This window comes from Aromatoleum aromaticum EbN1 (genome assembly GCF_000025965.1).
GTDB lineage: Bacteria > Pseudomonadota > Gammaproteobacteria > Burkholderiales > Rhodocyclaceae > Aromatoleum > Aromatoleum aromaticum.
Genome location: NC_006513.1, coordinates 3063401 through 3089940, shown reverse-complemented (window position 1 = coordinate 3089940; position 26540 = coordinate 3063401). Strand labels below are relative to the sequence as shown.

General features: G+C 66.7%; 21 protein-coding genes. 5 read left to right on the top strand and 16 right to left on the bottom strand.

The annotated features are described in order from the left end of the window. Positions 1 to 157 precede the first annotated feature (157 nt). Positions 158 to 1795, top strand: a complete 1638-nt coding sequence (locus EBN1_RS14720; RefSeq protein WP_041646441.1) for an ArnT family glycosyltransferase — start codon at positions 158 to 160, stop codon at positions 1793 to 1795. A gap of 70 nt (positions 1796 to 1865) precedes the next feature. After that, on the top strand, positions 1866 to 3425 hold the full coding sequence (pgi, locus tag EBN1_RS14715; RefSeq protein WP_241762739.1) for a glucose-6-phosphate isomerase: 1560 nt from the start codon (positions 1866 to 1868) through the stop codon (positions 3423 to 3425). A gap of 19 nt (positions 3426 to 3444) precedes the next feature. Here the strand turns inward: pgi and orn are convergent, their stop codons facing one another. After that, positions 3445 to 3996: an oligoribonuclease gene (orn, locus tag EBN1_RS14710; RefSeq protein ID WP_011238760.1), complete on the bottom strand. Its 552-nt coding sequence runs from the start codon at positions 3994 to 3996 to the stop codon at positions 3445 to 3447. A 75-nt stretch (positions 3997 to 4071) separates the two neighbouring features. On the opposite strand from orn, the gene EBN1_RS14705 reads away from it, so the two are divergent. Together EBN1_RS14705 and rsgA are read left to right on the top strand one after the other, a co-directional pair. Further along, positions 4072 to 5328, top strand: coding sequence for a M48 family metallopeptidase (locus EBN1_RS14705; protein ID WP_011238759.1), 1257 nt, complete (start codon positions 4072 to 4074; stop codon positions 5326 to 5328). Positions 5329 to 5343: 15 nt separating this feature from the next. Beyond that, positions 5344 to 6294 (top strand): ribosome small subunit-dependent GTPase A, encoded by a 951-nt coding sequence (rsgA, locus tag EBN1_RS14700; RefSeq protein WP_011238758.1) that lies wholly within the window; start codon positions 5344 to 5346, stop codon positions 6292 to 6294. 90 nt (positions 6295 to 6384) lie between these two features. Here the strand turns inward: rsgA and EBN1_RS14695 are convergent, their stop codons facing one another. Then, entirely contained in the window at positions 6385 to 7566 is a 1182-nt protein-coding gene (locus EBN1_RS14695; protein ID WP_011238757.1) for an acetyl-CoA C-acyltransferase family protein, read from the bottom strand. A 22-nt stretch (positions 7567 to 7588) separates the two neighbouring features. Then, positions 7589 to 8515 (bottom strand): CobD/CbiB family protein, encoded by a 927-nt coding sequence (locus tag EBN1_RS14690; RefSeq protein WP_011238756.1) that lies wholly within the window; start codon positions 8513 to 8515, stop codon positions 7589 to 7591. A gap of 315 nt (positions 8516 to 8830) precedes the next feature. Between EBN1_RS14690 and EBN1_RS14685 the strand changes: the two genes are divergently transcribed. Continuing rightward, on the top strand, positions 8831 to 9427 hold the full coding sequence (locus EBN1_RS14685) for a Tll0287-like domain-containing protein (RefSeq protein WP_011238755.1): 597 nt from the start codon (positions 8831 to 8833) through the stop codon (positions 9425 to 9427). A 38-nt stretch (positions 9428 to 9465) separates the two neighbouring features. Here EBN1_RS14685 and EBN1_RS14680 read toward each other — a convergent pair whose 3' ends face one another. From EBN1_RS14680 to EBN1_RS14620, 13 genes are all read right to left on the bottom strand, one after another. Beyond that, on the bottom strand, positions 9466 to 11397 hold the full coding sequence (locus tag EBN1_RS14680) for an ATP-dependent metallopeptidase FtsH/Yme1/Tma family protein (protein WP_011238754.1): 1932 nt from the start codon (positions 11395 to 11397) through the stop codon (positions 9466 to 9468). A gap of 381 nt (positions 11398 to 11778) precedes the next feature. Then, positions 11779 to 12813, bottom strand: coding sequence for a U32 family peptidase (locus tag EBN1_RS14675; protein ID WP_011238753.1), 1035 nt, complete (start codon positions 12811 to 12813; stop codon positions 11779 to 11781). An 81-nt stretch (positions 12814 to 12894) separates the two neighbouring features. After that, a complete protein-coding gene (locus EBN1_RS14670; RefSeq protein ID WP_011238752.1) occupies positions 12895 to 13812 on the bottom strand; it encodes a hypothetical protein in 918 nt (305 codons plus the stop codon). Next, positions 13809 to 14537, bottom strand: a complete 729-nt coding sequence (qhpE, locus tag EBN1_RS14665) for a subtilisin-like serine protease QhpE (protein WP_011238751.1) — start codon at positions 14535 to 14537, stop codon at positions 13809 to 13811. Before qhpE ends, EBN1_RS14670 begins: the two co-directional genes overlap by 4 nt. After that, on the bottom strand, positions 14534 to 16252 hold the full coding sequence (locus EBN1_RS14660) for an ABC transporter ATP-binding protein (protein ID WP_011238750.1): 1719 nt from the start codon (positions 16250 to 16252) through the stop codon (positions 14534 to 14536). Before EBN1_RS14660 ends, qhpE begins: the two co-directional genes overlap by 4 nt. Positions 16253 to 16265: 13 nt before the next feature. After that, positions 16266 to 17339 carry a quinohemoprotein amine dehydrogenase subunit beta gene (gene peaD / locus EBN1_RS14655; protein ID WP_011238749.1) on the bottom strand — a complete coding sequence of 358 codons (1074 nt, stop codon included), beginning with the start codon at positions 17337 to 17339 and terminating at the stop codon, positions 16266 to 16268. A gap of 5 nt (positions 17340 to 17344) precedes the next feature. Next, a complete protein-coding gene (gene qhpC / locus EBN1_RS14650) occupies positions 17345 to 17665 on the bottom strand; it encodes a quinohemoprotein amine dehydrogenase subunit gamma (RefSeq protein ID WP_041646438.1) in 321 nt (106 codons plus the stop codon). Further along, on the bottom strand, positions 17662 to 19095 hold the full coding sequence (gene peaB, locus EBN1_RS14645; protein ID WP_011238747.1) for a quinohemoprotein amine dehydrogenase maturation protein: 1434 nt from the start codon (positions 19093 to 19095) through the stop codon (positions 17662 to 17664). Before peaB ends, qhpC begins: the two co-directional genes overlap by 4 nt. Positions 19096 to 19107: 12 nt before the next feature. After that, entirely contained in the window at positions 19108 to 20742 is a 1635-nt protein-coding gene (gene peaA, locus EBN1_RS14640) for a quinohemoprotein amine dehydrogenase subunit alpha (protein WP_241762738.1), read from the bottom strand. Positions 20743 to 20824: 82 nt separating this feature from the next. Continuing rightward, a complete protein-coding gene (locus tag EBN1_RS14635) occupies positions 20825 to 21307 on the bottom strand; it encodes a tellurite resistance TerB family protein (RefSeq protein WP_011238745.1) in 483 nt (160 codons plus the stop codon). Positions 21308 to 21334: 27 nt separating this feature from the next. Next, complete coding sequence (locus EBN1_RS14630) at positions 21335 to 22321, bottom strand: WD40/YVTN/BNR-like repeat-containing protein (RefSeq protein ID WP_241762737.1); 987 nt, start codon at positions 22319 to 22321, stop codon at positions 21335 to 21337. Between the two features lie 4 nt (positions 22322 to 22325). After that, positions 22326 to 24689: an efflux RND transporter permease subunit gene (locus EBN1_RS14625; RefSeq protein ID WP_011238743.1), complete on the bottom strand. Its 2364-nt coding sequence runs from the start codon at positions 24687 to 24689 to the stop codon at positions 22326 to 22328. A gap of 57 nt (positions 24690 to 24746) precedes the next feature. Beyond that, complete coding sequence (locus EBN1_RS14620) at positions 24747 to 26519, bottom strand: DUF1302 domain-containing protein (RefSeq protein ID WP_011238742.1); 1773 nt, start codon at positions 26517 to 26519, stop codon at positions 24747 to 24749. Positions 26520 to 26540 lie beyond the last annotated feature (21 nt).

Here is a 26540-nt window from a genome sequence, read left to right as displayed (position 1 = left end):
CCTTTTTTATTCAACCACTGCCGCGCCGTCGGCCCCTCGCAGCGCGCCCGATGGTTTGCCGGCTAGAATCCCGCCCTGACGACGACGGCGCGTCGCAAACGTGTCCGTGGTGGTCCTGGTCCCCGCACCAAAAAGTGCTGCCCGACACCCGTCCCGAATGACTCGCGCCCCCAACTCTCCCCTGCCGAAACAGCACCTCTACGGAGCGGCCGGGCTGGCCGTGCTCGTCGGGCTGTATCTTCTTGTCGGGCTGACCGGCCACGTCCCGTGGCGTGGCGACGACGCCCGGCATTTCGGCCCGATCTTCGAGATGCTGCAGGGCAACGGCCTTCTGTTCCCGCTGATCGCCGGCGAACCGTCGACAAGTTTCCCGCCGCTGTATTACTGGACGGGTTCGGTGTTTGCGCTGCTGTTCGGCTGGCTGCTGCCGCCCCACGATGCGGCGCGCCTCGCCACCACGCTATACACGGCGCTCGCGATCTTCTGGATCGCCCGTGCTTCGGCGCGGCTGTACGGCAAGCACACGCGCACTCCGGCTGCGCTGTTGACGCTGGGCACGCTGGGACTGGTGCTCCACGCGCACGAAACCCAGCCGATGATCGCCGTGATGTCGTTCGTCGCGATGACCCTTGCCGGCCTGTCGCTGATCCCGACGCGGCCCGCCCTCGGCAGCCTCCAGGCCGCTGCGGGCTCGGTGCTCGCATTTCTCGCCGGCGGCCTGCCCGGCGTGATGCTGACGCTGCCGCTGTTTCTCGTCGTCGTCATTGCGTGCCCCGAGTGCCGCAACCCGCGCGCCAGCGGCGGCCTGATTCTCGGACTGAGCCTCGCCGTGGGAGCCGGCGCGCTGTGGCCGCTGGTTCTTCACTACCAGGCTCCCGAACTGCTCGCGCTGTGGTGGCGCAGGGAATGGCTCGAGTTCGGTGCGGACCCGCTGCGGCGCGACGAGTTTTCCCGGCTGGTCGAACTGTTCGGCTGGTTCGCCTGGCCATTGTGGCCGATCGCGCTGTGGTCGTTGTGGCGGGCGCGCCGCCAGCTGATGCGGATTTCCTGGCTCCTGCCGATCGCGTCAGCGCTGCTCGCCGGCAGCTGGGTCATCGCCAACGGCAGCCTCGCGCAGGCAACGATGCTTCCGCTGATCCCTCCGCTCGCGTTGCTCGCCGCAGCGGGTATTCCGACGCTGCGCCGCGGCGCAGCCAACGCTTTCGACTGGTTTGCGGTGATGACCTTCATCGTCTTCGCGCTGCTGGTCTGGATCGCGTGGACGGCCCAAGCCGTTTCCTGGCCTCCCGGGCTTGCGCGCCACGTCGCGAGAGTCGCCCCGGGGTTCGAACTCAAAGGAAGCGTGTCGCAGGCGCTTGCCGGGCTCGGCATCTGTGTGACCTGGATCGTGTTGATGTGGCGATTGCCACGCTCCTTCAATCGCGGCCCGGCAAGCTGGGCGATGGGCATGACGACGTTGTGGTGCCTCGCCGTCGTGCTGCTGATGCCGTGGTTCGACTACGACCGCAGCTACCGGCCGGTTGCTACGTCGCTGGCCATCGCGCTGGCGGGGGAAAGGAGCGACTGCGTCGCGATGCTCGAGCTGTCGCCAAGCCAGCGCGCCTCGTTCCACTATTTCGCCGGCGTGCGACCCGAAAGGGTTTCCGGCAATGAAACGGTCTGCAGCTTTTTGCTGGTGTACGATAGCCGCAACCCTGCCGCGCTCCGGCCAGCCCAGGAATGGCAGCAGATCTGGGAGTATCGCCGTGGAGGTGGCAAACAACTCGAAACATTCCGTCTTTATCGCCGTGACTGAACCTTTTACCCCTCCGCACCGGCTGTCCGCCTGGAGCACGCTCGAAAACCACGCTGCCCGGTTGCGCACCATGCGCATCGCGGAACTGTTCGAGCATGACGCCGCGCGCTTCGCGACCTTGTCCTTCGGCCACCGCGGCCTGCTGCTCGACCTGTCGAAGCAATCGATCGACGCGCCGGCACTCGCTGCGCTCGTCGATCTCGCTGGCCAGGCTCGCTTGCCGGACGGCATCGAAGCGCTTTTCGCCGGCGAGCATCTGAATTTCACCGAAGACCGCGCGGTGCTGCACATGGCACTGCGTGGCGCCTGCGCAGCCCCGCTCGAAGACGCCGCGACCCTCGCGCAATCACAACAGCGCATGCGTGCGTTCACCGTGGCGCTGCGCAGCGGAACGATGACCGGTGCGACAGGAAAACCGATCCGCCTGGTCGTCAACCTCGGCATCGGCGGCTCCGACCTCGGCCCCCGCATGGCGGCACAGGCACTCGTACCGACCGGGTTGCGCGCGACACCGGAAGTCCGCTTTGTCGCGAACATCGATCGGCGCGAGCTCGACGAAGCGCTCGCCGACGCAGACCCGGCCAGCACGTTGTTCGTCGTCTCCTCGAAAAGCTTTGCGACCGCCGAAACCCTGGCCAATGCGCAGGCAGCCCGGGCGTGGCTGCAGGCAGGCCTGGGAGCCGGGTGCGATCCGGCGCTGCATTTCACTGCAGTCAGCAATGCGACCGACGCTGCGGCCGCATTCGGAATTCCCGCGGAACGCGTCTTCCCGCTGCCCGAATGGGTCGGAGGACGCTATTCCGTGTGGTCGACGATCGGGCTGCCACTGATGATCGCGATCGGCGCGAGCGAGTTCGACGCATTCCTGGCCGGCGCCCGGGCGATGGACGAACACTTCCGCACCGCGCCGCCGGGCGAAAATCTTCCGGTCCTGATGGGCCTGGCAGGCCTGTGGAATACCGATTTTCTTGGCATCGAAAGTCTCGCGCTGCTGCCCTATGCGCACGGCCTGCGCAGTTTCGCCGCGTGGCTGCAGCAGCTCGAAATGGAAAGCAACGGCAAGCGTTGCCTGCGCGACGGCTCCGGGAGCGTCATCCACACTTCGCCGATCGTGTGGGGCGGCGTCGGCACCGTCGGCCAGCATGCATTCCACCAGCTGTTTTACCAGGGCACGCGTCGCGTCGCACTCGATTTCATCGTCCCGGTCGCGGCGGCTGACGACGTCTCCCAGCGCTCCCTGGTCGAGAATGCGTTCGCTCAGTCGGCCGCGCTGATGAGCGGGCGCGACCTCGACACGGCGCTCGCCAGCCTGCGCGCGAAAGGACTTGCGGAAAGCGAAGCGGCAGTGCTCGCGCCGCATCTGGTCTGTCCGGGCAACCAGCCGAGCACGACGGTGCTGCTGCCCGCGCTCGACGCGTTCTCGCTCGGCCAGCTGATGGCCCTGTACGAGCACAAGGTGTTCGTGCAAGGCTGGATCTGGGGAATCAACAGTTTCGACCAGTACGGCGTCGAGCTGGGCAAGGAGATGGCGCGCAGTCTTTCAGCAGGGTCGGGCGAGAATCACGATGCGTCCACTGCAGGCCTGATGGCGGCAGCCGAGGCGATGCGGCGCACTCCCGACCGCAGCTGATCGCCGCCCTGGCCGAAAATCACGGCACGAGGCGCAGGAAATTGTCCCGGTAGTGGCGCAGTTCGGCGATCGACTCGCGAATGTCGGCGAGCGCTTCGTGCTTGCCCTTTTTCTCGACCCCCTTGTACACCTCGGGCCGCCAGCGTTTGGCGAGTTCCTTCAGTGTCGACACGTCGAGGTTGCGATAGTGGAACCAGGCTTCGAGGTGCGGCATGTAGCGTGCCATGAAGCGGCGGTCCTGGCATATCGAGTTGCCGCACATCGGCGACGTGTGCGCCGGCACGTGTTGCTGCAGGAACGCGAGCATCTGCGCCTCCGCGTCGGCTTCACCGATCAGCGACGCCTTGACGCGATCGGTCAGACCCGATTTGCCGTGCGTGTTCCGGTTCCACTCGTCCATTGCGTCGAGCACGCTGTCGGGCTGGTGCACGGCGATCACCGGCGCTTCGGCGACGGTGTTGAGCTGGGAGTCGGTGATCACGATCGCGATCTCGATGATGCGGTCGGAATCGGGCTGGAGGCCGGTCATCTCCATGTCCAGCCAGATGAGGTGGTTCTGATCCTGTGCCATAATCCTTCGGCCCGCTTTAACAAAGCGCAGATTGTGGCATAAATCCCCGCCCCGCCGCCTTCCACCCCCTCCTGCATGGCACCCGACACTTTCTCGAACCTGTTCGTTGCCGCACTTCTCGCCACCCTGTTCATCAAGGTCGCGCTGATGGTGCGCCAGAGGCATCACGTGCGGGGGCGGCGGGAACAGGTGCCTGCACCGTTCGCGGATTCGATCGGTCTCGAATCGCATCGCAAGGCTGCCGATTACACCTGCGCACGAATGGCACTGGGCGTCGTCGACGCCACGGTCGGGGCGGCTTTCGTGCTGGCACTGACGCTCGGCGGGGGCCTGCAGGCGATGCACCGCGTCCTTGCGGGATGGTTCGACCCTGACGGGCTCGCCCATGGCATTGCGCTGCTCGCCGCGCTCGGCGTCCTCGGCTGGCTCATCGAATTGCCGTTCGTGCTATACCGCACTTTCGTCATCGAAAAACGTTTCGGCTTCAACAGGATGACTCCGGCACTCTACGTCGCCGACGTCGCGCGCGAAGCGCTCCTTGCCGCGCTCATCGGCCTGCCGGTGCTCGCCGCGGTGCTGTGGCTGATGGGCGCGATGGGCGAGCACTGGTGGCTGTGGGTGTGGCTGTTCTGGTTTGCATTCAACCTGCTCGGACTGTTCGTCTGGCCGACGTTCATCGCCCCGCTGTTCAACAAGTTCACCCCGCTCGCCGACGAGGCGCTGCGAAAGCGCGTCGAAAACCTTCTGGCGCGCTGCGGTTTCCGCTCGCGCGGACTGTTCGTCATGGACGGTTCGCGTCGTTCGGCGCACGGCAACGCCTACTTCACGGGTTTCGGTGCGGCCAAGCGCATCGTGTTCTTCGATACGCTGCTCGACAAGCTCAGCCCCGCCGAAGTCGAGGCCGTGCTCGCGCACGAACTCGGGCACTTCCATCATCGGCACATCTGGAAGCGGCTCGCGGTGGTCGCCGCCACGAGCCTCGCGCTGCTCTGGCTGCTCGCGTGGCTGATGGGACAGTCGTGGTTCTTCGCCGGACTCGGCATCGACGACGGAGCCGGCGGCACCGCCGTCGCCCTGGCGCTGTTCGCGCTTGTCCTGCCGGTGTTCGCGTTTCCGCTCGGACCGCTGATGAGCCACTGGTCGCGGGTGCACGAGTTTCAGGCCGACGCATACGCGGCCCGCCAAGCGAGCGCAACCGATCTCGCCGCGGCGCTGGTCAAGCTGTATCGCGACAATGCGTCGACGCTGACGCCTGATCCGCTGTATTCGCGCTTTTTCGATTCCCACCCGCCAGCTTCGCTGCGGGTTTCGCGCCTGCGCGCAGGCACGTGACGCTTGGGAAACCAATTGACTGCCTCCCCATCGCCCGACAGCGGCGCAAGCCTGAACGGCGTCATCACCGCAGCGTTCGGCCGTCACTATGAAGTCGATATCGCCGCCCATCACGCTGCAAGCGGCGCCGCGCCGGGGCAGCCGCGGCTGAAGTGCTATCCGCGCGGCAAGAAAAGCGTCTTTGCGTGCGGCGACGAAGTCGAAGTCAGCCCTACCGGCAGCGGACAGGGCGTCATCAACCGCTTGCACCCGCGCCGCAACCTGCTGTGGCGTTCGGACGCGTTCCGCGAAAAGCTCATCGCCGCGAACCTCACGCAGGTCGTGGTCGTCGTCGCGACCGAACCGGGTTTCTCGGACCTGTTGATCTCGCGCTGCATCGCCGCCGCCGAAAGCCAGCAGATCAGCACCCTGATCGTGCTGAACAAGGCCGATCTGCGTGATCAGTTGCCGGCCGCCCGGCGAATCCTCGCGCCGTTCGAGAAACTGGACTACCGCATCGTCGAACTCAGTGCCCGCGAAGGCGCCGGAGCGCTGCGTCCTTTCCTCGCCGGCGAACGGAGCATCCTGGTGGGCCAGTCGGGCATGGGCAAATCGACCCTGACGAACGCCCTGATCCCCGAGGCGCAGGCGGCGACGCGCGAGATTTCGGAAGCGCTGAACAGCGGCAAGCACACGACAACGTTCGCGCGCCTTTATGCGCTTGACGGTGGCTGGCTGATCGACAGCCCCGGCCTGCAAGCCTTCGGCCTCGCGCACCTGACTGCCGACGAACTGGCGGCAAGCTTCGTCGAGTTCGCGCCGCACCTCGGAAAATGCCGCTTCCGCGACTGCCTGCACGAGTCCGAACCGGGATGCGCGCTGCGGGCGGCGATTGCAGCGGACGCGATCGATGCGCGACGCTTCGAGCATTTCCGCGTCATTCGCGAAGAGATCACCCACGCAAAACGGCAAACGCAGGGCTGGTGATTCGTTCCACCACCCTCCGGGCCGGGCGGAATTACTGGCAAAAAAAACCCCGCCGCAGCGGGGTTTTTTCGTACCGGTCGCGAGACGCGGTCAGACGCGTTCCCAGATCGTCGTGATGCCCTGGCCGCCGCCGATGCACATCGTCGCCATGCCGTAGCGGCCATTGACGCGGATCAGCTCGTGCAGCAGCTTGGTGATGATCACCCCGCCGGTCGCACCGACCGGATGGCCGAGCGCGATAGCGCCGCCGTTCGGGTTCGTCTTCTTCGGGTCGAGGTCGAGGCCACGGTTGACAGCGATCGACTGAGCGGCAAACGCTTCGTTCGATTCGATGACATCGATCTTGTCCAGCGTCAGCCCGGCGCGCTGCAGCGCGAGCTTCGAAGCGGGGATCGGGCCTTCGCCCATCAGGTCGTTCGGCACGCCGGCGATCGCGTAAGCGACCAGGCGTGCGATCGGCTTGTGCCCTGCGGCCGCAGCCTTGCCCGCCTCGGCCAGGACCAGGAAGCTCGCCGCGTCGTTGATGCCCGAAGCGTTGCCAGCAGTCACCGAACCGTCCTTCTTGAAGGCCGGCTTCATCTTCCCCAGCGCTTCCATCGTCGTCATGCGCGGATGCTCGTCGGTGTCGAAGACGACCGGTCCTTTGCGCGTCTCGAACGTGATGGGCACGATCTGGCTCTTGAAACGGCCATCGGCGATCGCCGCCGCCGCACGGTTCTGCGACTCCAGCGCGAATGCGTCCTGCTCCTCGCGGCTGATGTTCCACTTCGTCGTCAGGTTTTCTGCGGTCACACCCATGTGTCCGACCCCGAACGGATCGGTCAGGACTGCAACCATCGCGTCGATCGCCTTGGTGTCTCCCATGCGAGCGCCGCTGCGCAGCGCCGGCAGCAGGTACGCGCCGCGCGACATCACTTCGACGCCGCCGCCGATCGCGAAATCCGCGTCGCCGAGCATGATGGCCTGCGCCGAATTGACGATTGCCTGCTGCGCCGATCCGCACAGGCGGTTGACCGCGAAGGCGACCGAATCCATCGACATGCCGCCCTGCACCGTCGCCAGGCGCGCGACGTAAGGGTAGCGCGACTCGGTCGGGATGCAGTTGCCGACCGCGGCGAAGCTGATCTGCTTCGCGTCCACGCCGGAGCGGGCAATCGCTTCCTTGACGACCACAGCGCCGAGTTCAGCCGGTTCCATGTCCTTCAGCGAACCGCCGAAACCGCCGACCGCCGAACGTACCGCACTCAAAACCACTACTTCACGATTCGCCATCTCAGTGCTCCCTCCTCAAAAATCAACGACCAACCCAACCGGCTATCACAACCAAAGCGAGCATTAACAGGCAAAGCACCAGCGCTCGCCATACCAGGCCCACGGTACTCTGCATGTATTCGGCATCGGCTTCCGCGCCGACGCCCATTTCCGGCCGCTCGACGATCTCGCCGGATTCGTGCACGGGCATTCCCAGACGCACTCCCAGCGCTCCCGCACCCGCGGCAATCAGTATACCGGACGCCCTTTCGCCCCAAAGCATCGCCTGGGTACGCCAGCAGAACAGCGCGTCCTCGAAGTCGCCGACGACCGAAAACGACGCTGCGGTCAGGCGGGCCGGCACCCAGTCAATGACCGCGAATGCTTTTCTCGCGAAGCGGCCGAACTCGCCGAATTCGGCATCACGGCGCTGCCCCCATTCTTCACCGAGGAAGCGCGCCAGGCGATACAAAATCGCGCCTGTCGGCCCGGGCATGACGATGAACCAGAACACCACACCGAACACGTTGCGGTGCGCCGCGACGAGCGCTTTCTCGATCGCGAGCCGCGCCACCTCGCTCGAACTCGCCTCGGAATACTGTCCGCCGCGCCATTCGCCGAGGAGCGTGCGGGCGCGGGCAAGTTCGTCCATGCGCAGCGCGAGGTGGATGTCGGTGAAGTAATGGCTCTCCTGACGAAAGCCCATCGTCAGATACAGTACGGCGATATTGAACGCGAACGCGAGCGCCGGGTGGATCAGCCACAGCAGGACGAAGACCAACGCGCCTCCCAAAACCGCGAGAAGCATCAGCAACCACCACGCGAGCGTTCCGTTCCGCGCCCGGCCGTCGTTGAAGCGGTCAACAAGTACGCCGGAAAACCGTCTAAGGGGATCCAGAACCACCTGCCGGACCGGCAGCGGGCGCAGCTGCTCGATGAGCAGCGCAACGATCAGCGAGAAAAGCGTCATTCAGGGGAGGTCGGGGTAAAAAAATCTGCAAACCATTTATTTTTGGCCAAGATACCACAAGGCCCAGCCTATTGTGCACCACGGAATAAGCCGGGCACTGCATCGCCGGCGCTCCAGCGGCGGTTTCCCGGCCTCCGATCCGGTTTGCGGAACAGCCCGCGATAGCGCTTTTTTACCCATACGAAGCGGGTGACTTGCTGCACTGCGACCCGTCCAGGTCGCGGCCGGACGTGAAGTGCATCGTGCCGATCGCACCCAAAGGAAATCGAGCGTAATATTAGCATTCACTTTTATACGACAGCCAAGGAGATTCCGATGAAGCTCATGCCCGCCCTCAAGTGCCTCCCCACCCCCGTGGCCGTTGCGCTCGGCTGTGCCTGCCTGTCGTTTTCCGCGCTCGCCGCCGATGACGCGATGCTCGTGGAAGCGCGCGCAGCGGCATCCACACTACCGCCGAGGCTGCTGGCCGCGCTGAACGAGAAAATCGCCGAGGTGGGTCCCGAAGGGGCGATCCCGGTGTGCAAGGACATGGCGCCGGCCATGGCGAAAGAAGTCGCGGCGAGCACCGGGTGGCAGCTCAAGCGCGTGAGCCTGAAGCCGCGCAACGCGCAGCGCGCGACGCCGGACGCGTGGGAAAAAGCCGCGCTGGAAGAATTCGACCGACGCGCCGCCGCAGGCGAGAACCCTACCGGTCTCGAGAAAGGGGAAGTGGTCGAGGCCGCCGGCGGGCACGTCTATCGCTACGCGAAGGCCCTGCCGACCCAGGCGCTATGCCTGAGCTGCCACGGCCCACGCGACCAGCTCAAGCCTGAAGTCAGGGCGGTTATCGACGAGCATTATCCCGACGACCGCGCCACCGGTTACAAGGAAGGCGAGATCCGGGGAGCAATCGTCGCGACGAAGCGTCTCTGACCCCCGCCGCGACCCAGCGCCAGCCCCGGGACCATCCTTTACACCGGCCCGGGAACCGTTTCCATCGCAACACGCAGTGCTGCCGCGTCGTTCGCCGCGTCGGCGTGGAAATCATGCGCCGGCAACATCTCGCGCAGCAACGCGCCGGAAACCGTGTCGTCCTTCAGCAGCGCTGCGGTCACCGCGTGCAGCACGTGACAATGGCGTTCGAGCGTCTCGCGGCACGCGCGCTGGGCCGCTTCGAGCATCGCGCGCGCTTCGCCCAGCGCCCGCTCCTGGATATGTGGTCCGACCAGCGCATCGGGCACACCGGCGAGGCTCAGCAGCCCGAACTGGCTCGAAAACCCCATCGAGCTGACCATTTCGATTGCCAGTTCCGAGGCCCGCTTGAGGTCATCGGCCGCGCCCGACGTCGTGTTGCCGTAATTCATCAGTTCGGCCTCGCGCCCGGCCAGCAGCATCGACAGCCGCGCCTTCAGTTCGCGCTCGCCATACAGCGGCACTTCGTCCTCGCGGCTGACGAAGGTCACGCCGAGCGCCTGGCCGCGCGGCTCGATGCTGATGCGCTCGACGCGGCCCGCTTTCAGCGCATGGGCGACCAGCGCGTGGCCCGCTTCGTGCACCGCAATGCGCTCGCGGTGCGTTTCGGTGAACGCGGCCTTCAGGCTCGAGACTTCGCCGCCGAGCTGGTGCGTTTCGAGCGCGCGGTGCAGGTGAGCCTGGGTCACCGAAGCGCTGCCCGACTCCGCCGCCAGTACCGTCGCGCGATTGACGATGTTCGTGATGTCGGCGTGCGACAGGCCGCTGCTCGCGCGCGCGAGCGCCTCCGCGTCGATCTGCCCGGACTCGGCCCGGACGCGGGCGAGACACAGCTCGAACAGTTCGCGGCGATCGTGCACGGTGGGCAGGTTGACGCGCGCGACGAGGTCGAAACGACCGGGGCGGCGCAGCGCTTCGTCGACGTTGCCGACGTGGTTCGTCGCGCCGATGACGATGATGTTGTCGGAGGTCGAGAAACCGTCCATCTCGACGAGCAGCTTGTTGATGATGCGGTTCTCTTCGGACTGCCCGCCCTCGACTTTCGCACCACTCGCGCGCTTGCCGATGCCGTCGAACTCGTCGATGAAAATGATACAGGGCGCATTCTTGCGGGCGGTCGCGAAGAGTTCGCGGACTTTCGCGATGCCCTGGCCGTAGAACATGCTCGAAAAATGCGAGCCATCGACGGCGATGAAGTTCGCCTTGCATTCGCCGGCGAGTGCGCGCGCGAGCAAGGTTTTTCCGGTTCCCGGCGGGCCTTCGAGAAGCACGCCGCGCGGCGGCTTGGCCCCGAGCGCGAGATATTTCTGCGGGTCGCGCATGAAGGCAGTCACCTGCTGCAGCGAGGTTTTCGCATCCGACGCGCCGACCACGTCGACGAAACTCGTCTGCGGCTTCTCGGCGAGCCTGGCTTTCGCGCCGCCGCCCATTGCACCTTGCCGCAGCAGATAGACGCCGAGCACCACCATTGCGGCGACCGTCAACAGCGTGAAGAGTCGCTCGAGCACGCTGCCCGTGCTGGCGACGATGCGTTCGCCGACCGTGCGCGCGTCCACGCTGATGCGGGTCAGCGCGAAACCCTGCTCCCGGCTCGCGGTTTCGAGGCCGGCCAGCAGTCCTTCCTCGCCCGCGACGAGCTCGGTGCTGAATTGCTCACCGCTGCGGGTCGTCGCCAGCACGCGCTGGCCGTCGACCCCGACCGCGGCGATCTCGCCCTGTCGAAGCTTGTCCGCGAAAACCGATGCGTCGAGCGGACGGTCCAGCCACATGTGGGGGCCGGACTCGAACTCGCGTGCGAGTTCGGTCTTGCCAGCCGTGCTCGGCGCGTGGCTGTGGTAGTCGAACGCGATCCAGCCGGCGACGACGGAGGTAAAAAGGGCGACGGAAAAAAGGATTTGGACCCAGCGGGGCCACGCAGAGAATAGCTTCATCGACGATCCGGGATTCAGCCCCGAATAGGACCGTCGGAGGGTCCGGGCAGGGCCTGCAATGTGGCGGCGCGAACCGCCGGGTTCAGCTTCGAGCGCAGCGAACGGTTGTGACCGTCCCGCTGCACCCTCGATTATTGTTACCGCACAGGCAGTATTTTTGTGCGGTGAAGCATTCTTTCCCAGCAGCCATCCGCGAGCAACTTTCGCGCGCCTGGCCAGCACGATGACGTTCGCGCAGGGCGGCTTGTGCAGCGGCCCCGGCTGCCAGACTTCAGCCGGCATTACGCCTACGCGTTATGCAGTCTGTTTCACGACCCTAAACAGGAGATGAAACATATAGTTACATAATCGGCGATCCGACGGATTGATCCGGCGGCGACTTCAGCCCGGCCGTGCGTGAGCGGCAATCTCCGGCCGGCTGCGCTTCTCGGGGTAATAGCACATGTAACCGCTCGCGCAGTGGCTCGGCGCGTCGCGCAGTCCGACCGCGCATTCGCGGACTTTCGACTCCGGTTCGCCGTCCTCGATGCGGCGCAACACCTCATGAACGAGTTCGACGCTCTTCACCTTGCGCTCGCTCGCCCCTTCGCGCCCGGCGATCTTCACCGAATGCACGCCCGCCGCGTGCATCGCCGGCATCGCGCACAGGCCGCACGGGCCCCACGGGTAGCCGTTCGGCGCGACCGAAAAACCGTTGCCGAAGCGATACCACAGCCAGCGCTTGTAGTCCTGGTCGTTCTTTTCCAGCCGCCGCAGCGCCCGTTCGGCAGGTGCTTCGCCATTCGCCGCGCGGTATTCGAACTGGTAGTTGTCGATGCAGATCGGGCCGCCCTTGTTCATCGGCAGATGCACGGTGTGGCACGTGCCCTCCTCGAACACGCAGCCGTCGTTGAGCACGAACGCTTCGATGTCGAGCTCGGGGAGTTCGGTCGCGATCGCGGAGATCTCGGCGACGGTGACGTCGCGCGGCAGGATGATGCGGCGCGCGCCGAGCTGCGCGAAAAAGCGCGCCGATTCGACGTTGCGGCAGGTCGCGACCGAACTGACGTGGATCGCGAGATCCGGGACGTTCGCCGCGAGCGAGGCGATCAGCGAGATATCGGCGACGATCGCGGCGTTACCGCCGATGCTGCGAAAGTGGGCGGCGATTTCGGTCAGCGCGTCGAGGTGCTGCTCGCCGTATTGCTGCGCGTTGAGGACGAGGAACACTTCGGCGTCGAGCGCATGCGCGTTGTCGATGACGCGCTCGAGGTCGGCATAGCCGTTGAGGTTGCCGAACACGCGGCGATTGACGCCCGAAGTGTTGAAACGCCGGATCCACTCCGGCGGCACGACGCCGCAATACAGTTCGCGCGCGCCAGCCCGCACCAGCGGTTCGACTTCGGCAGGCGTGCTGATCGGTGCAGTGATTTTCATAGGACTCCCGTAGGGCCACCCCCAAGGGAGGCCTCAACCCCCTCGGGGGGCAGCGAACAAAGCGAGCGTGGGGGCTTCATTTCAGGCTCCCGACAGGACGATACGGCTGACCCAGCCATTCGCCACCGCCTCGGCGATCGCCGCGGTCATGCCGGGGGCGTGGCGGTAATACATCGTGTTGCCGCGCTGCGACGTCTGCAGCTCGCGCGTGCCGGGCCGGGCACCGACTTCGGAGAAGCCGAGGCATTCGCGGCGGCACCGGTGGCCCGGCGAGAATTTTTCCGGCACATCGAGCGCGAGCGAACCGAGCTTGCAGATGCGGCCCTTCGCGATGTAGCCATACGGCGCGCGTACGCCGACCGGGAAATCGATGCCGGCATACATGTCGGCAGCGCCGAACGGCGGGAAGTCGAGTTCCAGGCGGCCGATGCCGAGATTGTCGAGGATTTCGCGGAACGGGCCGGCGCGCAGGCCGTTCGGGTACATGCGCGCCCACGTCGCGGACGGCAGCCGCGGGTCCTTCAGCATCTTCCCGAGCAGCCGCCCGGCGACCGGCCGCAGATCGGGGAATTCGCGCTGCACGACGCGCGCGACGCCCCAGTCGTTGACGGTCACTTCGGCGCCTGCAGGCAGGCGCGCGAACGCGGCGCGAAGCGGCTCGAACAGGCTGTCACAGGCGATCGGCGTGACGAGGCCGAACGTGACTCCCCAGCGCTCGCACAGGGCCACGGCGCGATCGATCGCTTCCACACTCGGCAGCAGGTGCTCGCAGAACTCGCTGCCGAGGAAGAAATGCGTCGGCTCGGCGTCGTCGGGCAGCGTCACGCACTGTCGCGCGTCGCCGAGCTGTTCGAGATAGTCGTCGCGCGTGACACGCCCAAGGCGCACGAACGCGGCGAGCTCGCGCTCATCGACGAGCGCGAAGCCGAGCTCGATCGGGCCCGCAGGAGGTTTTGGCGAAATGGAAGGGGTCGGCGCTGGGGGCAAGGTCGATGTCATGAATCGGTCTCCGCGATTCTTCTGTTTTCGCGCCCGTGCCAGATGGCAAAGGCCGCGAGGTGGTCGACGAGCCCGCGAAGGCCCGCGTCGGGGTGCTGCACGAGGTGATTCGCGACGATGCCGGCAAAGCGCGCTGCAGCCATGCTCGCGCCACCGGGGCGTCCGCCGGGCGCGTCGGGACAGGTTCCCCACGCGGCGCCGGCTGCGCTCGCCGGATCGAGCCGCGACCATTGGTCAGGAGCGCAGCGCGCATCACCGCTCACCGCGAGCACGCCGGGATAATGCGCCGGATAGACTGGCGAACCGCGTGCCGGCGCTGCGGCGACGAGCAGCACGCCCTGCCCCACGGCCCGCTCGCAAGCTTCGCGCAGCACGCGACGATCGTCGGCGAGGCCGAGGCTCAGGTTGACGACACGAGCCCCTTCGGCGACGCACCAGTCGATCGCGGCGGCGACGAGGCGCGGCGTCGCGGGCCGGCCGACCGTGGCGACGCGTGCGTCGAGCAGGCAAGCGGTCGGCGCCGCGTCGAGGACCAGCGCGGCGACGCATTCGCCGTGCGGCAGCGCAGGTCCGTGCGGCGCTTCGCAGCGCACGACCCCATCGGACTTGGCGCCATCGAACTCGCCGCCATCGAACTCGCCGCTGGCGAACTGCGCAGCTGCGTGCAGCGCTGCGGGCGCTACGCGCACAAAACCGCCATCGACGATGCCGACGCGCAGTTTCATACGGCCCTCAGCAGCGGCGCCGGCGCTCGCACCGGCGGCTGCTCGACCAGCATGCCGTCACGCAGTTCGACGACGCCGTCGAGCTCTCCGACGGACGCGAGGTTGTGCGTGATGACGATGCGGGTGCGGCCGGCGAACACGCGGTCGACCGCGATGACAATCGCCTGGGCCACGGGCAGATCGAGCCCGGAGGTCGTCTCATCGAGGATCAGCACCGCCGGGTCCTGCAGGATCGCGCGGGCGAGCGCGATGCGCAGCCGTTCGCCGCGCGACAGCGCCGATGCCGATGCACCGACCTCCTTGTCCAGCCCGCGGGCGTGGGCGAAGTGCGCGAGACCGGCGAGGTCGAGCGCGCGCAGCAGCGCCGCCTCATCGGCATCCGGCGCAACGAAGCGCAGGTTGTCGCGCACGCTGCCGGGCATCAGCACCGGGTCCTGGTCGACGACCACGACGCGCCGCCGCAACTCGGCAAGGTCGAGCCGATCGAGCCGCACGCCGTCGAGCAGGATGTGCCCGGCGGCCGGATCGTAATGACGCTGCAGCAAATCGATCAGCGTCGATTTGCCGGCGCCGGACGCGCCGACCAAGGCGAGCTTGCGGCCAGCCGGGATGTCGAGCGACGCGCCGTCGAGCACGCGCGTCTCGCCGTAGCCGAAATACACGTCGACGAGGCGGAGGTCGCCGCGCACCGGCTGCGCGAGCGCGACCGGCTGCGCCGGCGACGTGACCGTCGGCAATTCAGCGGCCAGTTCGCGGATGCGCTGCAGGCTGACTTTCGCCCGCTGCCAGCCCATGAAAACGCCCGCCGCGGTCTGCAGCGGACCGGCTGCGCGAGTCGTGTAGGCGATGAACGCGACGACGACGCCGACCGTCAGCTCGCCCGCCGCCGCGAGGCTGCCGCCGACCGCGAACACCAGCAGCACGCCGAGCCCGGACAGGATGCGCTGCACGCCCCCGGCGCCGAGCGAAGCGAGCTGCGAGCGCCGCAGCGCGGCGAAATAGTCGCCATGATGCGCGCGCAGCTCGGCCTCCTGCCGCGCGCCGGCATTCGTCGCCTGGATGAACTTCATCGCGCGCAGCGATTCGACAAAAAAACTCGACATCGCCGCGCTCTGCTGCCGCACCGCCTGGGCGCTGCGCTCGAGCCATCCCCGCGACCCGAGCAGCGCCGCGACATGCAGCGGCACGAGCGCGAACACCAGCGCCGTCAGCAGCGGGCTCAGCGACAGCATCAGCGCCAGCGCGACGACCAGCGAGAACGCCGCGTTGAGGAGACCCATCGGCGCGTCGATCGCAAAACGCTGCACCTCGGCGACATCACCGTCGAGCCGCGACAGGATCTCGCCGCCGCGAGTGCGCGCGTAGTACGTCGGCGCAAGCGTCTGGAGGTGGCGGTAAATCTGTTCGCGCAGGCCGAACAGCACGTGCGCGGACAGTTTCAGATATGCGAGGCGGGAAACGGCTTCGACCGCGACGCCGGCGACGAGCAGCGCGAGGAACGCGCCGCATAGCTGCAGCACCACGTCCATGCGCCCGCCGACGATGCCGTCATCGACGAGGCGCTGGGTGAGATACGGCGGCAGCAACGCGGCGCCCGACGCGAGGAAGGACAGCACGACGATGCCGGCTGCGGCGCCCGCGCGCCCGCGCACGGTGGGCCACGCCCATGCGAGCGCCTGCAGCGGCAGCGATCCTTTTTTTCGCAGCGCGATCACGCGGAGACGCTCGTCAGCGCTTGACGACCCGCAACCATCCGATCGACTGGTCCGCGCCGCCCGGCATCATGATCTCGCCGGTTTTCTCGAGCGTTTCGGCGTCGTGGATGGCAATCTTGTCGAGCGCCCCGCCGATATAGACTTCCTTGCCGTCGCCCGAGATATTGACGGCGTAGAACGTCTGCTCGAGGTCGACGCGCTTGATCAGCTTGCCGGTTTCGGTATCGACTTTCGACAGCTGGTTCATGACGAGGAACGCTTCGTTGCGAGCGGCCGGATTGATCACCGACGAGAACATCGCCGTCTGCGCATTTTCGAACTCGATCGTCTTCAGCGTCTCGGCGTCGAGGTCGAACACCGCGATGCCGGCCTTGAACGCCTCGGCCGAATCAGGCGCTACATCGGTCTTGGGGACGAAGTACGGCGTGCTCAACGCGCGCGCCTGCTCGAACGTTCCCCACATCGCCAGGACGTCCGGCTCGCCCAGGCCGGGACGGTCCCAGTGGCGGATCGGGAAAGTCTTCTCGATCGTCCCGCTGCGGGTGTTGAACAGGTACATGTCCCAGCCGAGCGCGAGCAGGTGATCCTTGTTGCCGGTCGGCGCCAGCAGGCTGATGCGGCGCGGCGCCGGGAATGTGCGGCGAGGTTTCGCGCCCACGCCGTCGGCGGTGTCGAACACCGCGATGTAAGTGTCCTCGACCTGGTACTCGGAGCGCCCGAGCATGACCGGCGCCTGGTGCACGTACAGCTCGCGCCCGTCCTCGCTGACAGCGGCGGCAAAGAAGCCCTTGACGCGCCTGCCGGGACTCGAGAAGTCGGCGCGGAACACCTGGTTGCCGCTGTCGAGGTCGATGCCGACGACGCTTTCCATGCGGTTGGTCAGCACGTAGGCAACTTTGCCGTCTTTCGGCACCGTGATCGTGCCCGGCACGCCGTCACCGGGGATCGCGATCGAACGCACCACTTCGCGCTTGGCCGGGTCGATGACGTGCAGGGTGTTCGGCCGCGTCACCGTCAGCAGGTATTCCGCGGCGACCGCGGACGCCGATGCCGCAACGCAGCACAGCGCAACGAGCAGTTTCTTCATGATGCTCAATCTCCCGGGAACAGGGTCTGCAGCTCGCGCCAGTCGCGCAGCGCCGAGTTCTTGCCGTCGGTCCAGTCGCGTGCGCTGTTCAGGCCGTCGGCGAGCTGCGCCGGCCACCAGCATGGATCGGTGCAGCCGTAGAGATCCGCCTCCATCGGCTGGCACAGGCTGGCCAGTCCGCCGAAAGCGTCGATTTCCCAGCCCGGATCGAAAGTCGTCGTGCAGCCGACGACGCTGCTCATCAGCTGCACTTCCTCGCTGTGGCCTTCCTGCACGGCGTGTTCGAGCAGCTGTGCCTTGTGGTTGAGGGCTCGCAAGCGTTTCATTGTCTGGCACTCCTTTGTGCGTTGGAGGCGTTGAAATACGCCGGATTGGCGATCGCGATCTCGCCGAAGGCTTCGAGGCCGAACGCGATCCAGGCACGGATCTGCTCGCAGTACTCGAAAGTCGGCAGGAACGGGTCGCCGTAGCGGGAATACGATTCGTGGTAGCAGCCGCCCGCGCACAGGCTTCGCGCCGGGCACGTGCGGCACGCGGCGTGCGGGTTCTGCGCGGCGCTGACGAAACCGGACAGCGACTCGCGCGCGATGCCGCTCGTCACGTCGCCGAAACCGGCGAGGTCGGAGTCGGAGCCGGTGAAGCGGTGGCACAGCGAGATCTTGCCGGTCGTCCCGACCGCGAGCAGGCCGACGCCGGCGCCGCACGGCAGCACCTTGCGCGTACCCATCCACAGGTCGGTCATCAGCTGGTGCATGTTGCCGAAGCCGTGGCGCCGGCCGCGCTTGGCTTCGCCGACGTATTCGCGGCCGAGCGCCTGCATCGCCGCGAACACTTCGTCGAGCTCCTGCGGCGACAGCCCGACCGGGGAATCCGGTCCCGCGGTCGCCGGCGCGAAGCCGACTTCGAAGAAGCCGAGCTCGTCGTGCAGGTGCCGGTAGATGCCGGCGACATCGATGTTGCCCGAGGCGAGCGTCACGCGGGCGCCGACCGGGCGCGACTTGTAGCGTTCGAGCAGGCGCTGCACGCGCATCGCGACGGTCTTGTAAGTGCCGCCGCCGGCGATCGTGCGGCGATGCCGGTCGTGCTGCGCTTCGCCGCCGTCGATGCTGACGGTGATGCCGAAGCGGTGCGCATCGAGGAAATCGATGACGTCGTCGGTGAGCAGCGTCGCGTTGGTCGTCAGCGAGAACTCGACGTCCTTGCCGGCGGCCGCGGCCTTCTGTTCGGCGTATTCGACGAGGTCGCGGATCACCGCGATGCGCGTCAGCGGCTCGCCGCCGAAGAACACCACCGCGACACGCTCGTTCTCGCTCGCTTCGGCGAGCAGCAGGTCGATCGAGCGCGTGCCGGTCTGGTAGTCCATCACCGATGAGTTCTTCGGCGAAGTCAGGTCCTCGCGATAGCAGTAGCTGCAGCCGAGGTTGCAGCCGGTCGTCAGCGTCAGCACGAGCGTCTTCAGCGGCGAGCGCTCGACCAGCCGCGGCGGGATCTCGTAGTGCTTCGGCTGCGGTGCGACGATCCCCAGCTCGATGAAATCGCTGAGGCTGTCGCATAGCTCGCCCGGCGAATAGCGCCCGTCAAAGCGCGCCTGGATGTCGTCGGCGGCGACCGCGGGCGTCGACTCGAACAGCCCGAGCAGGTCGGTCGCGGCCGGATCGAGCTCGAAGATCGACGTCGTCGGCACATGCAGCAGGACATGCCGGCCGCCGGAGCGGATCGAACGATAGTTGTGCGCCTGCACCTGTAATGTCGTCACGGGATGTCTCCTTCAGCGCAGCGGTGTCGGGTTCCAGCGCTGCGCAACCACCATCAGCTGGCCTTTGCCGTTAAGGGTCTGGTCGCCGTCGGCAACCGTCGCGATGACCGACAGGTTGCCGACGTTGTTGATGCCGCCGCGTCGCAGCGGGTTGGGGCCGGCAAAGGAAGGCACGAACTGGCCGTGCGACGCCATGTGACCCGCGTAGCGTGCGTCCTCGTCGTGACGCGCCCGCTCGTCGAACGGCTCGGTCGACCATGTCGCGGGCACGCTGCCGAGGCGGATATCGTCGTCGGTGCCCGGTTTGCCGTCCGCGCCGTTGAGGAAGGCGATGGCGTCGAACTGCGCGCTCATCGGTGCGACGGTGCCGCCGCCGAGCCGCGCGACCGCGAACGCCGGCTCGACGCGCACCGTGTCGAAGCGATTGAACACCGCGACGGTCTGCGCGGACTCGCGGCCGCCGACGACAACCGTACGCACTCCTTCCGGCGCATCGACCGCGACGCGGACGCGCACTTTCAGCCCGCCGGGCGATGTGCCGAGCCATTCGACGACTTCGATGCCGGGGCCGAAGTCGACATTCGCATCGAGCGCGACGCCGGCGAGCGTCAAGTCCGTCGTCGCGTCGTTGCGCAGCATCCGCGGCGTAATTGCGACGAGTTCGTTCTTCACCGCGTTGTCCGCGCGCACCGCTTCGAAGCGGGCCCCGATTTCGTCGGCCCCCTTGAGGAACCACCGTCCCGACATGCGGGAACCATCCGGGCTCAGCGCGAAGATCGAACGCGTGTCCTCGTTGCCGAGCTTCGCCGAGCCGCGCCATTCGTACCCGGTGTAGACGATCGCGTCGCCCTGCCCGCGCACCGTGTTGCCGACGCCAAAGCGCAGCTCGTAGCTCACTTCGTAGCGATCCGGCCCGGCGGCACGCGCCGTCATCGTGCCCGTGTACGCCCCCCAGCCCGGGCGCTCGCCAGCGACGACCCAGCTCCCCGTCGCAGGGCGGTGCTGCGCGCTGCGCCATTCGCGCCAGACCGGCGTGTCCTTGGGGTACAGCGCCGCCAGCCGAGGCGGCAACTGGTCGCGGGCGATCTCCCACCAGTTGCGGTCGCGGCCCATCGCGGAATATTCCGCGCTCGGGAACTGGCCCAGGTGAGTGTGCATCAGCTTGCGCCATTCGCCTTCGTCACGCCGCTGCAGCGCGACGCGTCCATAGCTGTGGCAGCGTCCGCACATCTGCGCGAGTTCCTCGTCGGGCGCAGTGTCCTGCATGTTCGGCTGGCGTTCGGTGAGCGGACGGTAGGGCGCACTCTCCGACGGCGCGAGGCCCTGCCGGTCGGCGAGGTACTTGACGATCGTCTGCCGCTCGCCGGGCGTCAGCTCGACCTTGTGCCAGATGCCCATGCGCACGACCGTCATGTCCCAGCCTTCCGGGCTCTTGCGGATCTCCGAGATGCGGTTCAGCTTGCCGTTGTCGAGGTGACAGGCGCCGCACTTCGCCTCGAGCAGCTGCTGCGCCGCGACGTCACCGTTCGCCGCGTGCGCCACACCGGCCACGCCCGTCGCGACGGCCAGAACGCCGGCGATCCTTGCCCCACACTGCATTGCGTCGCGAATCCCGTCGCGAATCCCTTCGCGAAACGCCTCGCTCATTTGCGCCTTCACATCGCCCTCCGTTTCCACCCAAGTGGTTCTTCATTTTGAGGAATGCTCATCGTTGCGCCTCTCGTCCCCGTCAGGTTCCGCTGGCACCATCATCGAGCAGCCCGGCGCGCGCCACCGCGGCAGCCCGTGCCGCATCCGCGGCCTGCGGCCCGATTTCGAGCTGCTTCGCGAGCCGGTTCATCAGGCGGTCCTCGAGACGGACGAGATCACCGTCCGCATAGGCCACCTCCCACAACATCGTCAGCACCTCTTGCCGCTCGGCCGCGTCGAAGCCCGCGCGCACCGCTTCGGCGAACTCCCAGTCGTCGAGCACTTCGGCGAAACGTTCGTCGGCGATGGCGACGAGCTGGCGTGCGACGTCCTCCGTCAGGCCGAAATGCTGGTGCAGCAGGCGGCCGACGGCGGCGTGTTCGCGCTCGGTGGCGCGGTGATCGATGTACATCGCTTCGAGCAGCAGGACCGCGACGGCAATATGGCGTCGCTCGAACGGCCCGGTTTCCAGTCCTTCGGGCTGGAGTTCGCCGGACAGCAGCGCCATCAGTTTTGTCAGCATGCGGAGGTCTCCACGGAATGTTCTGAATCAGCGCGCCGGCACGAGCCGCTCGACGCCGAGTTGCCCGGCCACGACGACGCCACCGCTGTCCGGGGCGGTCATCACTGCGGCGAGGTTCTGCCGGTCGGGCCGGATTTCCAGCTGCAGCGGGCCGCTGCCTTTGCCGCGCAGCACCACGCCACCCGCCCCGACGACGATCACGCCGCCATCGGTCGTCGTGATGCCGGCAGTCAGGGACTGCTCGGTGCCGGTGTCGCGCGCCTGCCAGGTATCGCCGCTGTCCCGGCTCGTGATGACCTTGCCGCTCATGCCGAGCAGCACGACTTCGCCGCCGCCGAGCTCGAATCCGCTCCATAACGAGCCGGACACGCCGGTATCGAGCTTCGTCCAGCTCGCGCCGCGATCGGTCGAGCGGAACGCCAGGCCGCTTTCGCCCGCAATGAACAGCGTGCCGTCGCGCACCGAGAACAGGTGGTTGAGGTGGAAGTCGGCATCCTGGCCGCTGCCCACCGCCATCGGCGTCCAGCTGCGCCCGCCGTCGGCGGTGCGGAACGCCACGCCGTACGCACCCGTCACGTAGCCCCGCTCCGCGTCGAGGAAATGCACCGACAGCAGCACCGGGCGCTCGTCGAGCACCTCGAGCAGCTTCCAGCTCGCGCCGCCATCGTCGCTGCCGAGGATCACGCCACCGTGGCCGACCGCCCAGCCATGCCGCTCATCGACGAAATGGACCGCCGTCAGCAGCGCGCTGACCGGCGCCTCGGCCTGCTGCCAGATATTGCCGCCGTCGGTCGAGCGCACGATCATGCCGTAGTCGCCGACCGCGACGAGCGCGTTGCGGGCGCGGGCGATGCCGGTCAGCGGCACTTTCGCCGCGAGCCTTGCCTTCATCGCCGGCACGGTCGCCGTGATGCTCTCCGGGGCGGCCGGGGCGGCAGCGCACGCCAGGGCGCCAATCGCAAGGCCCAGTGCCATGATGCCGCGCGCGAATCGGTTCGATCTTTTCACCGGCATCTCCTCAATGAGCCATCAGCGGCGCGCGAACCGGGCCGCGGCGCGGGATCAGCATGTCGATCGTGACCGCCAGCGCCGGCAGCAGCGTGATCGCCATGATCATGTTCATCATGAACATGAAGGTCAGCAGCATCCCCATGTCGGCCTGGAACTTGAGCGCCGAGAACGACCACGTCGCGACGCCGATCGACAGCGTCACCGCGGTGAATACCGTCGCCACGCCGATCTCGCGCAGCGCCTGCTTGAACGCCGTGACGATGTCGTCGCCATGCGCGAGGTGCATCTGCAGCCGGTTGTAGATGTAGAACGCGTAGTCGACACCGATCCCGACCGCCAGCACCATCACCGGCAAGGTCGCCACCGTGAGCCCGATGTCGAGCTCCTTCATGAACCAGTAGCCGAGGAAGGTCGCCAGCGTCAGCGGCACGCAGCACGCCACCATCGCCCGCCAGTCGCGATACACCGCGAACACCAGCACGAGGATCGTCGCGTACACATAGAGCATCATCGGGAGTTCGGAATGCTCGACGACTTCGTTCGTCGCCGCCTGCACGCCGGCGTTGCCGCTCGCCAGTCGCACGGTAATGCCGTCGAACGGCTGCATCGTGCGGAAATGCTTCACCGCGGCGACGACTCCTTCGATCGTCGAGGCCTTGTGGTCCGCCAGATAAAGATTGACCGGCAGCAGCGTGCAGTCGGCGTTGAAAAGCCGCATGCCTTCAGGCACCTGGCGCACCGCCTCGCCGAGCGTCAGCTCCTCGCGCGGCAGCGCGGCCCATTTCGGGTTGCCCTCGTTGACTCCGGAGGCGGCGAGCTTCGTCATGCTCGGCAGCGACTGCGCCGACAGCACCCCGGGCACGTTCGCGAGATACCACGTCAAGCGGTCGACATGGCTCATGACGTCGTGGCGGTAGCACCCGTCCGCAGGCGATTCGACGACCACCGTCAGCAGATCCAGACCGAGCCCGTAGCGCCCGACGACTGCTTCGACGTCCTGGTTGTAGCGCGAATCGTCGTGCAGTTCCGGGGCGCCCGGCAGCACGTGGCCGACGTGGCGGCCCTGGCTCTGCCATACTGCGATGCCCATCAGCACGACGCACACCAGCGTGCCGATCGCGGCATTGCGCGGATTCGCGATATGCACTCCGAGCGTCGACATCATGCGGTTGCGCATCGCCTCGACCTTGCCTGCGCGCAGCACGAAAGCGTCGTCGAAGCGGAAATAGCTCGCGACCACCGGCAGCATGATCAGGTTCGTGACGATCTTGTACGCGACGCCGACCGACGCGGTGATCGCGAGCTCGCGGATCATCGGGATCGGCACCAGCACCAGCGTCGCGAAGCCGACGAACGCGGTGATCAGCGCAAGCGTGCCGGGCACGAGGAGCCCGGTGAAACTGCGGCTCGCGGCGGTGTAGCCGTCGGCGCCGTTGATGACTTCCTTGGCGATGTAGTTCACCTGCTGGATGCCGTGCGACACGCCGATCGCGAACACCAGGAACGGCACCAGGATCGCGAGCGGGTCGAGGCCGAAGCCGAGCAGCGTGATCGTGCCGAACTGCCATACGACCGACACCAGCGAACAGGCGAGCGGCAGGAAAGTCAGCAGCCACGAGCGCGTGTACCAGTAAACCGCCGCGGCAGTCAGCAGGAACGCGAGTGCGAAGAACTCGATGACGCTGGTCGCCCCTTCCGAGATATCCCCCATCTGCTTCGCGAAGCCGATGATGCGGATGCGGATGTCGTCGTCGGTGAAGGCGTCGCGGATTTCGCGCTCGAGGCGCTCGCTGAATTCCTGGTAATTCAGCCGTTCACCCGTCTGCGGATCGGGATCGGCAAGCTCGGCAACGACCATCGCGGACGACGAGTCGTTCGCGACGAGGCTGCCGACGAAGCCGCCGACGATCGTGCGCTCGCGGATCGCCGCGATGTTGTCGTCGGTGAGCGCCTTGACAGTCACGTCGCCGCCGATCACGTCCTCGGCCCGCATGCCCTCCTCGGTGATCTGCACCGCCCGCGCGTTCGGGGTCCACAGGGACGTCACCGTGCGGCGGTCGACGCCCTTCATGAAGAACACCGCCTGGGTGACGTCGTAGAGTTTCGTCAGCGCCTTCTCGTTCCAGATGTCGCCGTTCTTCGCCTCGACGGTGACGATGATGCGGTTGGCACCGAACAGCACGTCGCGGTACTGGTTGAAAGTCTGGATGTATTCGTGGTCCTGCGGCAGCTGCTTGTCGAAGCCCGCGCTCATTTCGAGGCGGGAAGCGAACACCGCCATCACCACGGTGAAGCCAAGCAGCGAGAGCAGGATCATCGGGCGGTGCCGGAAGCACGCCTGCTGCAACGCACGCACCAGTGTTTCGATCATGTTGGGTATCCGTCAGGCCGGCACGGCGGAAAGCTTCCGCCGCGCCGGCGCTCTCAGTCAGAACGAACGCGAAATGCTCGCGGAAAGGAAGTCGCGGTCGCGCATCAGGTTGTTCGCGCCGCCGCCGGAGAAGTTGACCCACTGGATTCCGCCTTTCCAGTCGTCGCGGTAGTTTGCGAACAGCGACAGCGTCAGCGCCTTGCGACCTTCGACGAACGGCAGCCCGTTCGGCGTCGTGCCATTGACGTCGTGGTACCAGTCGATCTGCGGCGTCAGCGTGACTCCGGTGCCCCACGCGTTCGGGTAGTTCAGCGCGGCCTCGACGACGTAGCCCCACGAGGTCTTGTCCGGCAGCGAATAGTCGGGCAGGAAGTAAGGCGTCACGCCGCTGCGGTCGAGGCCCGGGTAATGCGCGACCGCAGCCTCGGCGAGGATGAAGCCGTCCACCGCGCCGAGCGCCTTCGCGATGCCGCCGAGCGGGTCGTTGTGCGAGAACGTGTAGAAGCCGGTGAGGTGGAACTGGTATTTCTCCTCCTCGACGAAACCGGGATGACTGCCGTTCTCGTAGCTGCTGAACCTCCCCGCGAACGGCACCGTCGGGTCGACGCCGACGCTGTCGTCAGGGCGGTACGACAATTCCGCGCCGACGGCAACGTTCATCAGCTTGGAGTTCGCCGAGATCGCGTACAGGTCCTTGTCCTCGCCGTACGCAAGGAAATAGCCGGTGACCGCGCCTTCCGGGCTGCCGGTGAAGCCGAGGAACGGCAGCTTGTCGTGGTAGCGCTGGTAGGTGAACGCGAACTCGGTGTCGATCTCCGCGGCGTTGTAGCGGAAATTCACGCCGTACTGGCCGCCTTTCTTCGGCTCGTCCTGGCCGAGATACGGCGTCGCGATCCCGGCGGCGACGAGATCGGCATCGGGGAGCCCGGGATTGTCGCCGCAGCGTCCGTTCGGCAGGTCCGCGCACGCGCCGGGTCCGGCAAAATCCTCGATGATGCTCGTCGGCACGTACGCGATACGCCGCCCCTTGCCGAGCACGTCGACCGTCGAGAAGAACGTGCCGGACGGGTCGAACTTGAAGCTGTTCCAGCGCCACTGGTAGTACCCCTCGACACCGAGCTGCTCGGTCAGATCCATCGAAGCGGAAATCATCTGCGCCGGGATGAAAATCTCCTTCAGCTGCGTGCCCGGAACGTGGAATTTCTGCAGGTCGATTGCGTTGATCTGGTTCACGCCACCGACGATGAAAATGTCTTCGCCCCACGACAGCACCTGGTTGCCGACTTTCACCTTGCCGCGACGGTCGCCGAGGCTGAACGTCTTCGCGACCCACAGGTCGAGCAGCGTCGCATCGTCGGTCGCCTCGCTCGCGACATCGGTGCGCTCGGTGTCGTCCGCTTTCCAGTCGTGGAACCAGTTCACCCGGGCAAGCGCGCTCCAACCACCGGGGTACTTCAGCGACAGGTCGTGCGTGCCCTTCAACGCGGCGGAAACGATGTCGTCCTCGTCGTAGTTGAGGTTGCCGTCGTCGAAGTTCGTGTAGTTGAAGTCGGCATTCGCGTAGCCGTTTCCGGCCTGCTTGGTGTGCAGCTCGTTGTTCGTCGTGTTGTTGCAGCCGCCGCTGTCGTTGCTGATTACCGAGCAGCTCGGCGATTCGAGCCGGCTCGCGACGCCGAACGAGATCGTGCTGTCCAGGCTGCCCGACAGCCCTTCCTGGGAGCCGAAGCGAAACGCCTGGCTATCCGGCGCCCAGCAGGCCGCCGCCACCGACACGGCCAGGATCGACGGCGCGAACATACCCCGACGATGCAAAATCGTCTTTGTTTTCATTTGTTTTCTCCCTCGAGTGGG

Coding starts and splice junctions, on each gene's coding strand:
- EBN1_RS14675 (WP_011238753.1), bottom strand. CDS start 12,813: ATGAAAATCACTGCACCGATCAGCACGCCTGCCGAAGTCGAACCGCTG.
- EBN1_RS14680 (WP_011238754.1), bottom strand. CDS start 11,397: ATGAAGCTATTCTCTGCGTGGCCCCGCTGGGTCCAAATCCTTTTTTCC.
- EBN1_RS14670 (WP_011238752.1), bottom strand. CDS start 13,812: ATGACATCGACCTTGCCCCCAGCGCCGACCCCTTCCATTTCGCCAAAA.
- EBN1_RS14685 (WP_011238755.1), top strand. CDS start 8,831: ATGAAGCTCATGCCCGCCCTCAAGTGCCTCCCCACCCCCGTGGCCGTT.
- EBN1_RS14720 (WP_041646441.1), top strand. CDS start 158: ATGACTCGCGCCCCCAACTCTCCCCTGCCGAAACAGCACCTCTACGGA.
- qhpC (WP_041646438.1), bottom strand. CDS start 17,665: ATGAAACGCTTGCGAGCCCTCAACCACAAGGCACAGCTGCTCGAACAC.
- EBN1_RS14690 (WP_011238756.1), bottom strand. CDS start 8,515: ATGACGCTTTTCTCGCTGATCGTTGCGCTGCTCATCGAGCAGCTGCGC.
- orn (WP_011238760.1), bottom strand. CDS start 3,996: ATGGCACAGGATCAGAACCACCTCATCTGGCTGGACATGGAGATGACC.
- EBN1_RS14695 (WP_011238757.1), bottom strand. CDS start 7,566: ATGGCGAATCGTGAAGTAGTGGTTTTGAGTGCGGTACGTTCGGCGGTC.
- pgi (WP_241762739.1), top strand. CDS start 1,866: ATGCGCATCGCGGAACTGTTCGAGCATGACGCCGCGCGCTTCGCGACC.
- EBN1_RS14625 (WP_011238743.1), bottom strand. CDS start 24,689: ATGATCGAAACACTGGTGCGTGCGTTGCAGCAGGCGTGCTTCCGGCAC.
- EBN1_RS14705 (WP_011238759.1), top strand. CDS start 4,072: ATGGCACCCGACACTTTCTCGAACCTGTTCGTTGCCGCACTTCTCGCC.
- EBN1_RS14620 (WP_011238742.1), bottom strand. CDS start 26,519: ATGAAAACAAAGACGATTTTGCATCGTCGGGGTATGTTCGCGCCGTCG.
- EBN1_RS14635 (WP_011238745.1), bottom strand. CDS start 21,307: ATGCTGACAAAACTGATGGCGCTGCTGTCCGGCGAACTCCAGCCCGAA.
- peaA (WP_241762738.1), bottom strand. CDS start 20,742: ATGAGCGAGGCGTTTCGCGAAGGGATTCGCGACGGGATTCGCGACGCA.
- qhpE (WP_011238751.1), bottom strand. CDS start 14,537: ATGAAACTGCGCGTCGGCATCGTCGATGGCGGTTTTGTGCGCGTAGCG.
- EBN1_RS14630 (WP_241762737.1), bottom strand. CDS start 22,321: ATGCCGGTGAAAAGATCGAACCGATTCGCGCGCGGCATCATGGCACTG.
- peaD (WP_011238749.1), bottom strand. CDS start 17,339: ATGAAGAAACTGCTCGTTGCGCTGTGCTGCGTTGCGGCATCGGCGTCC.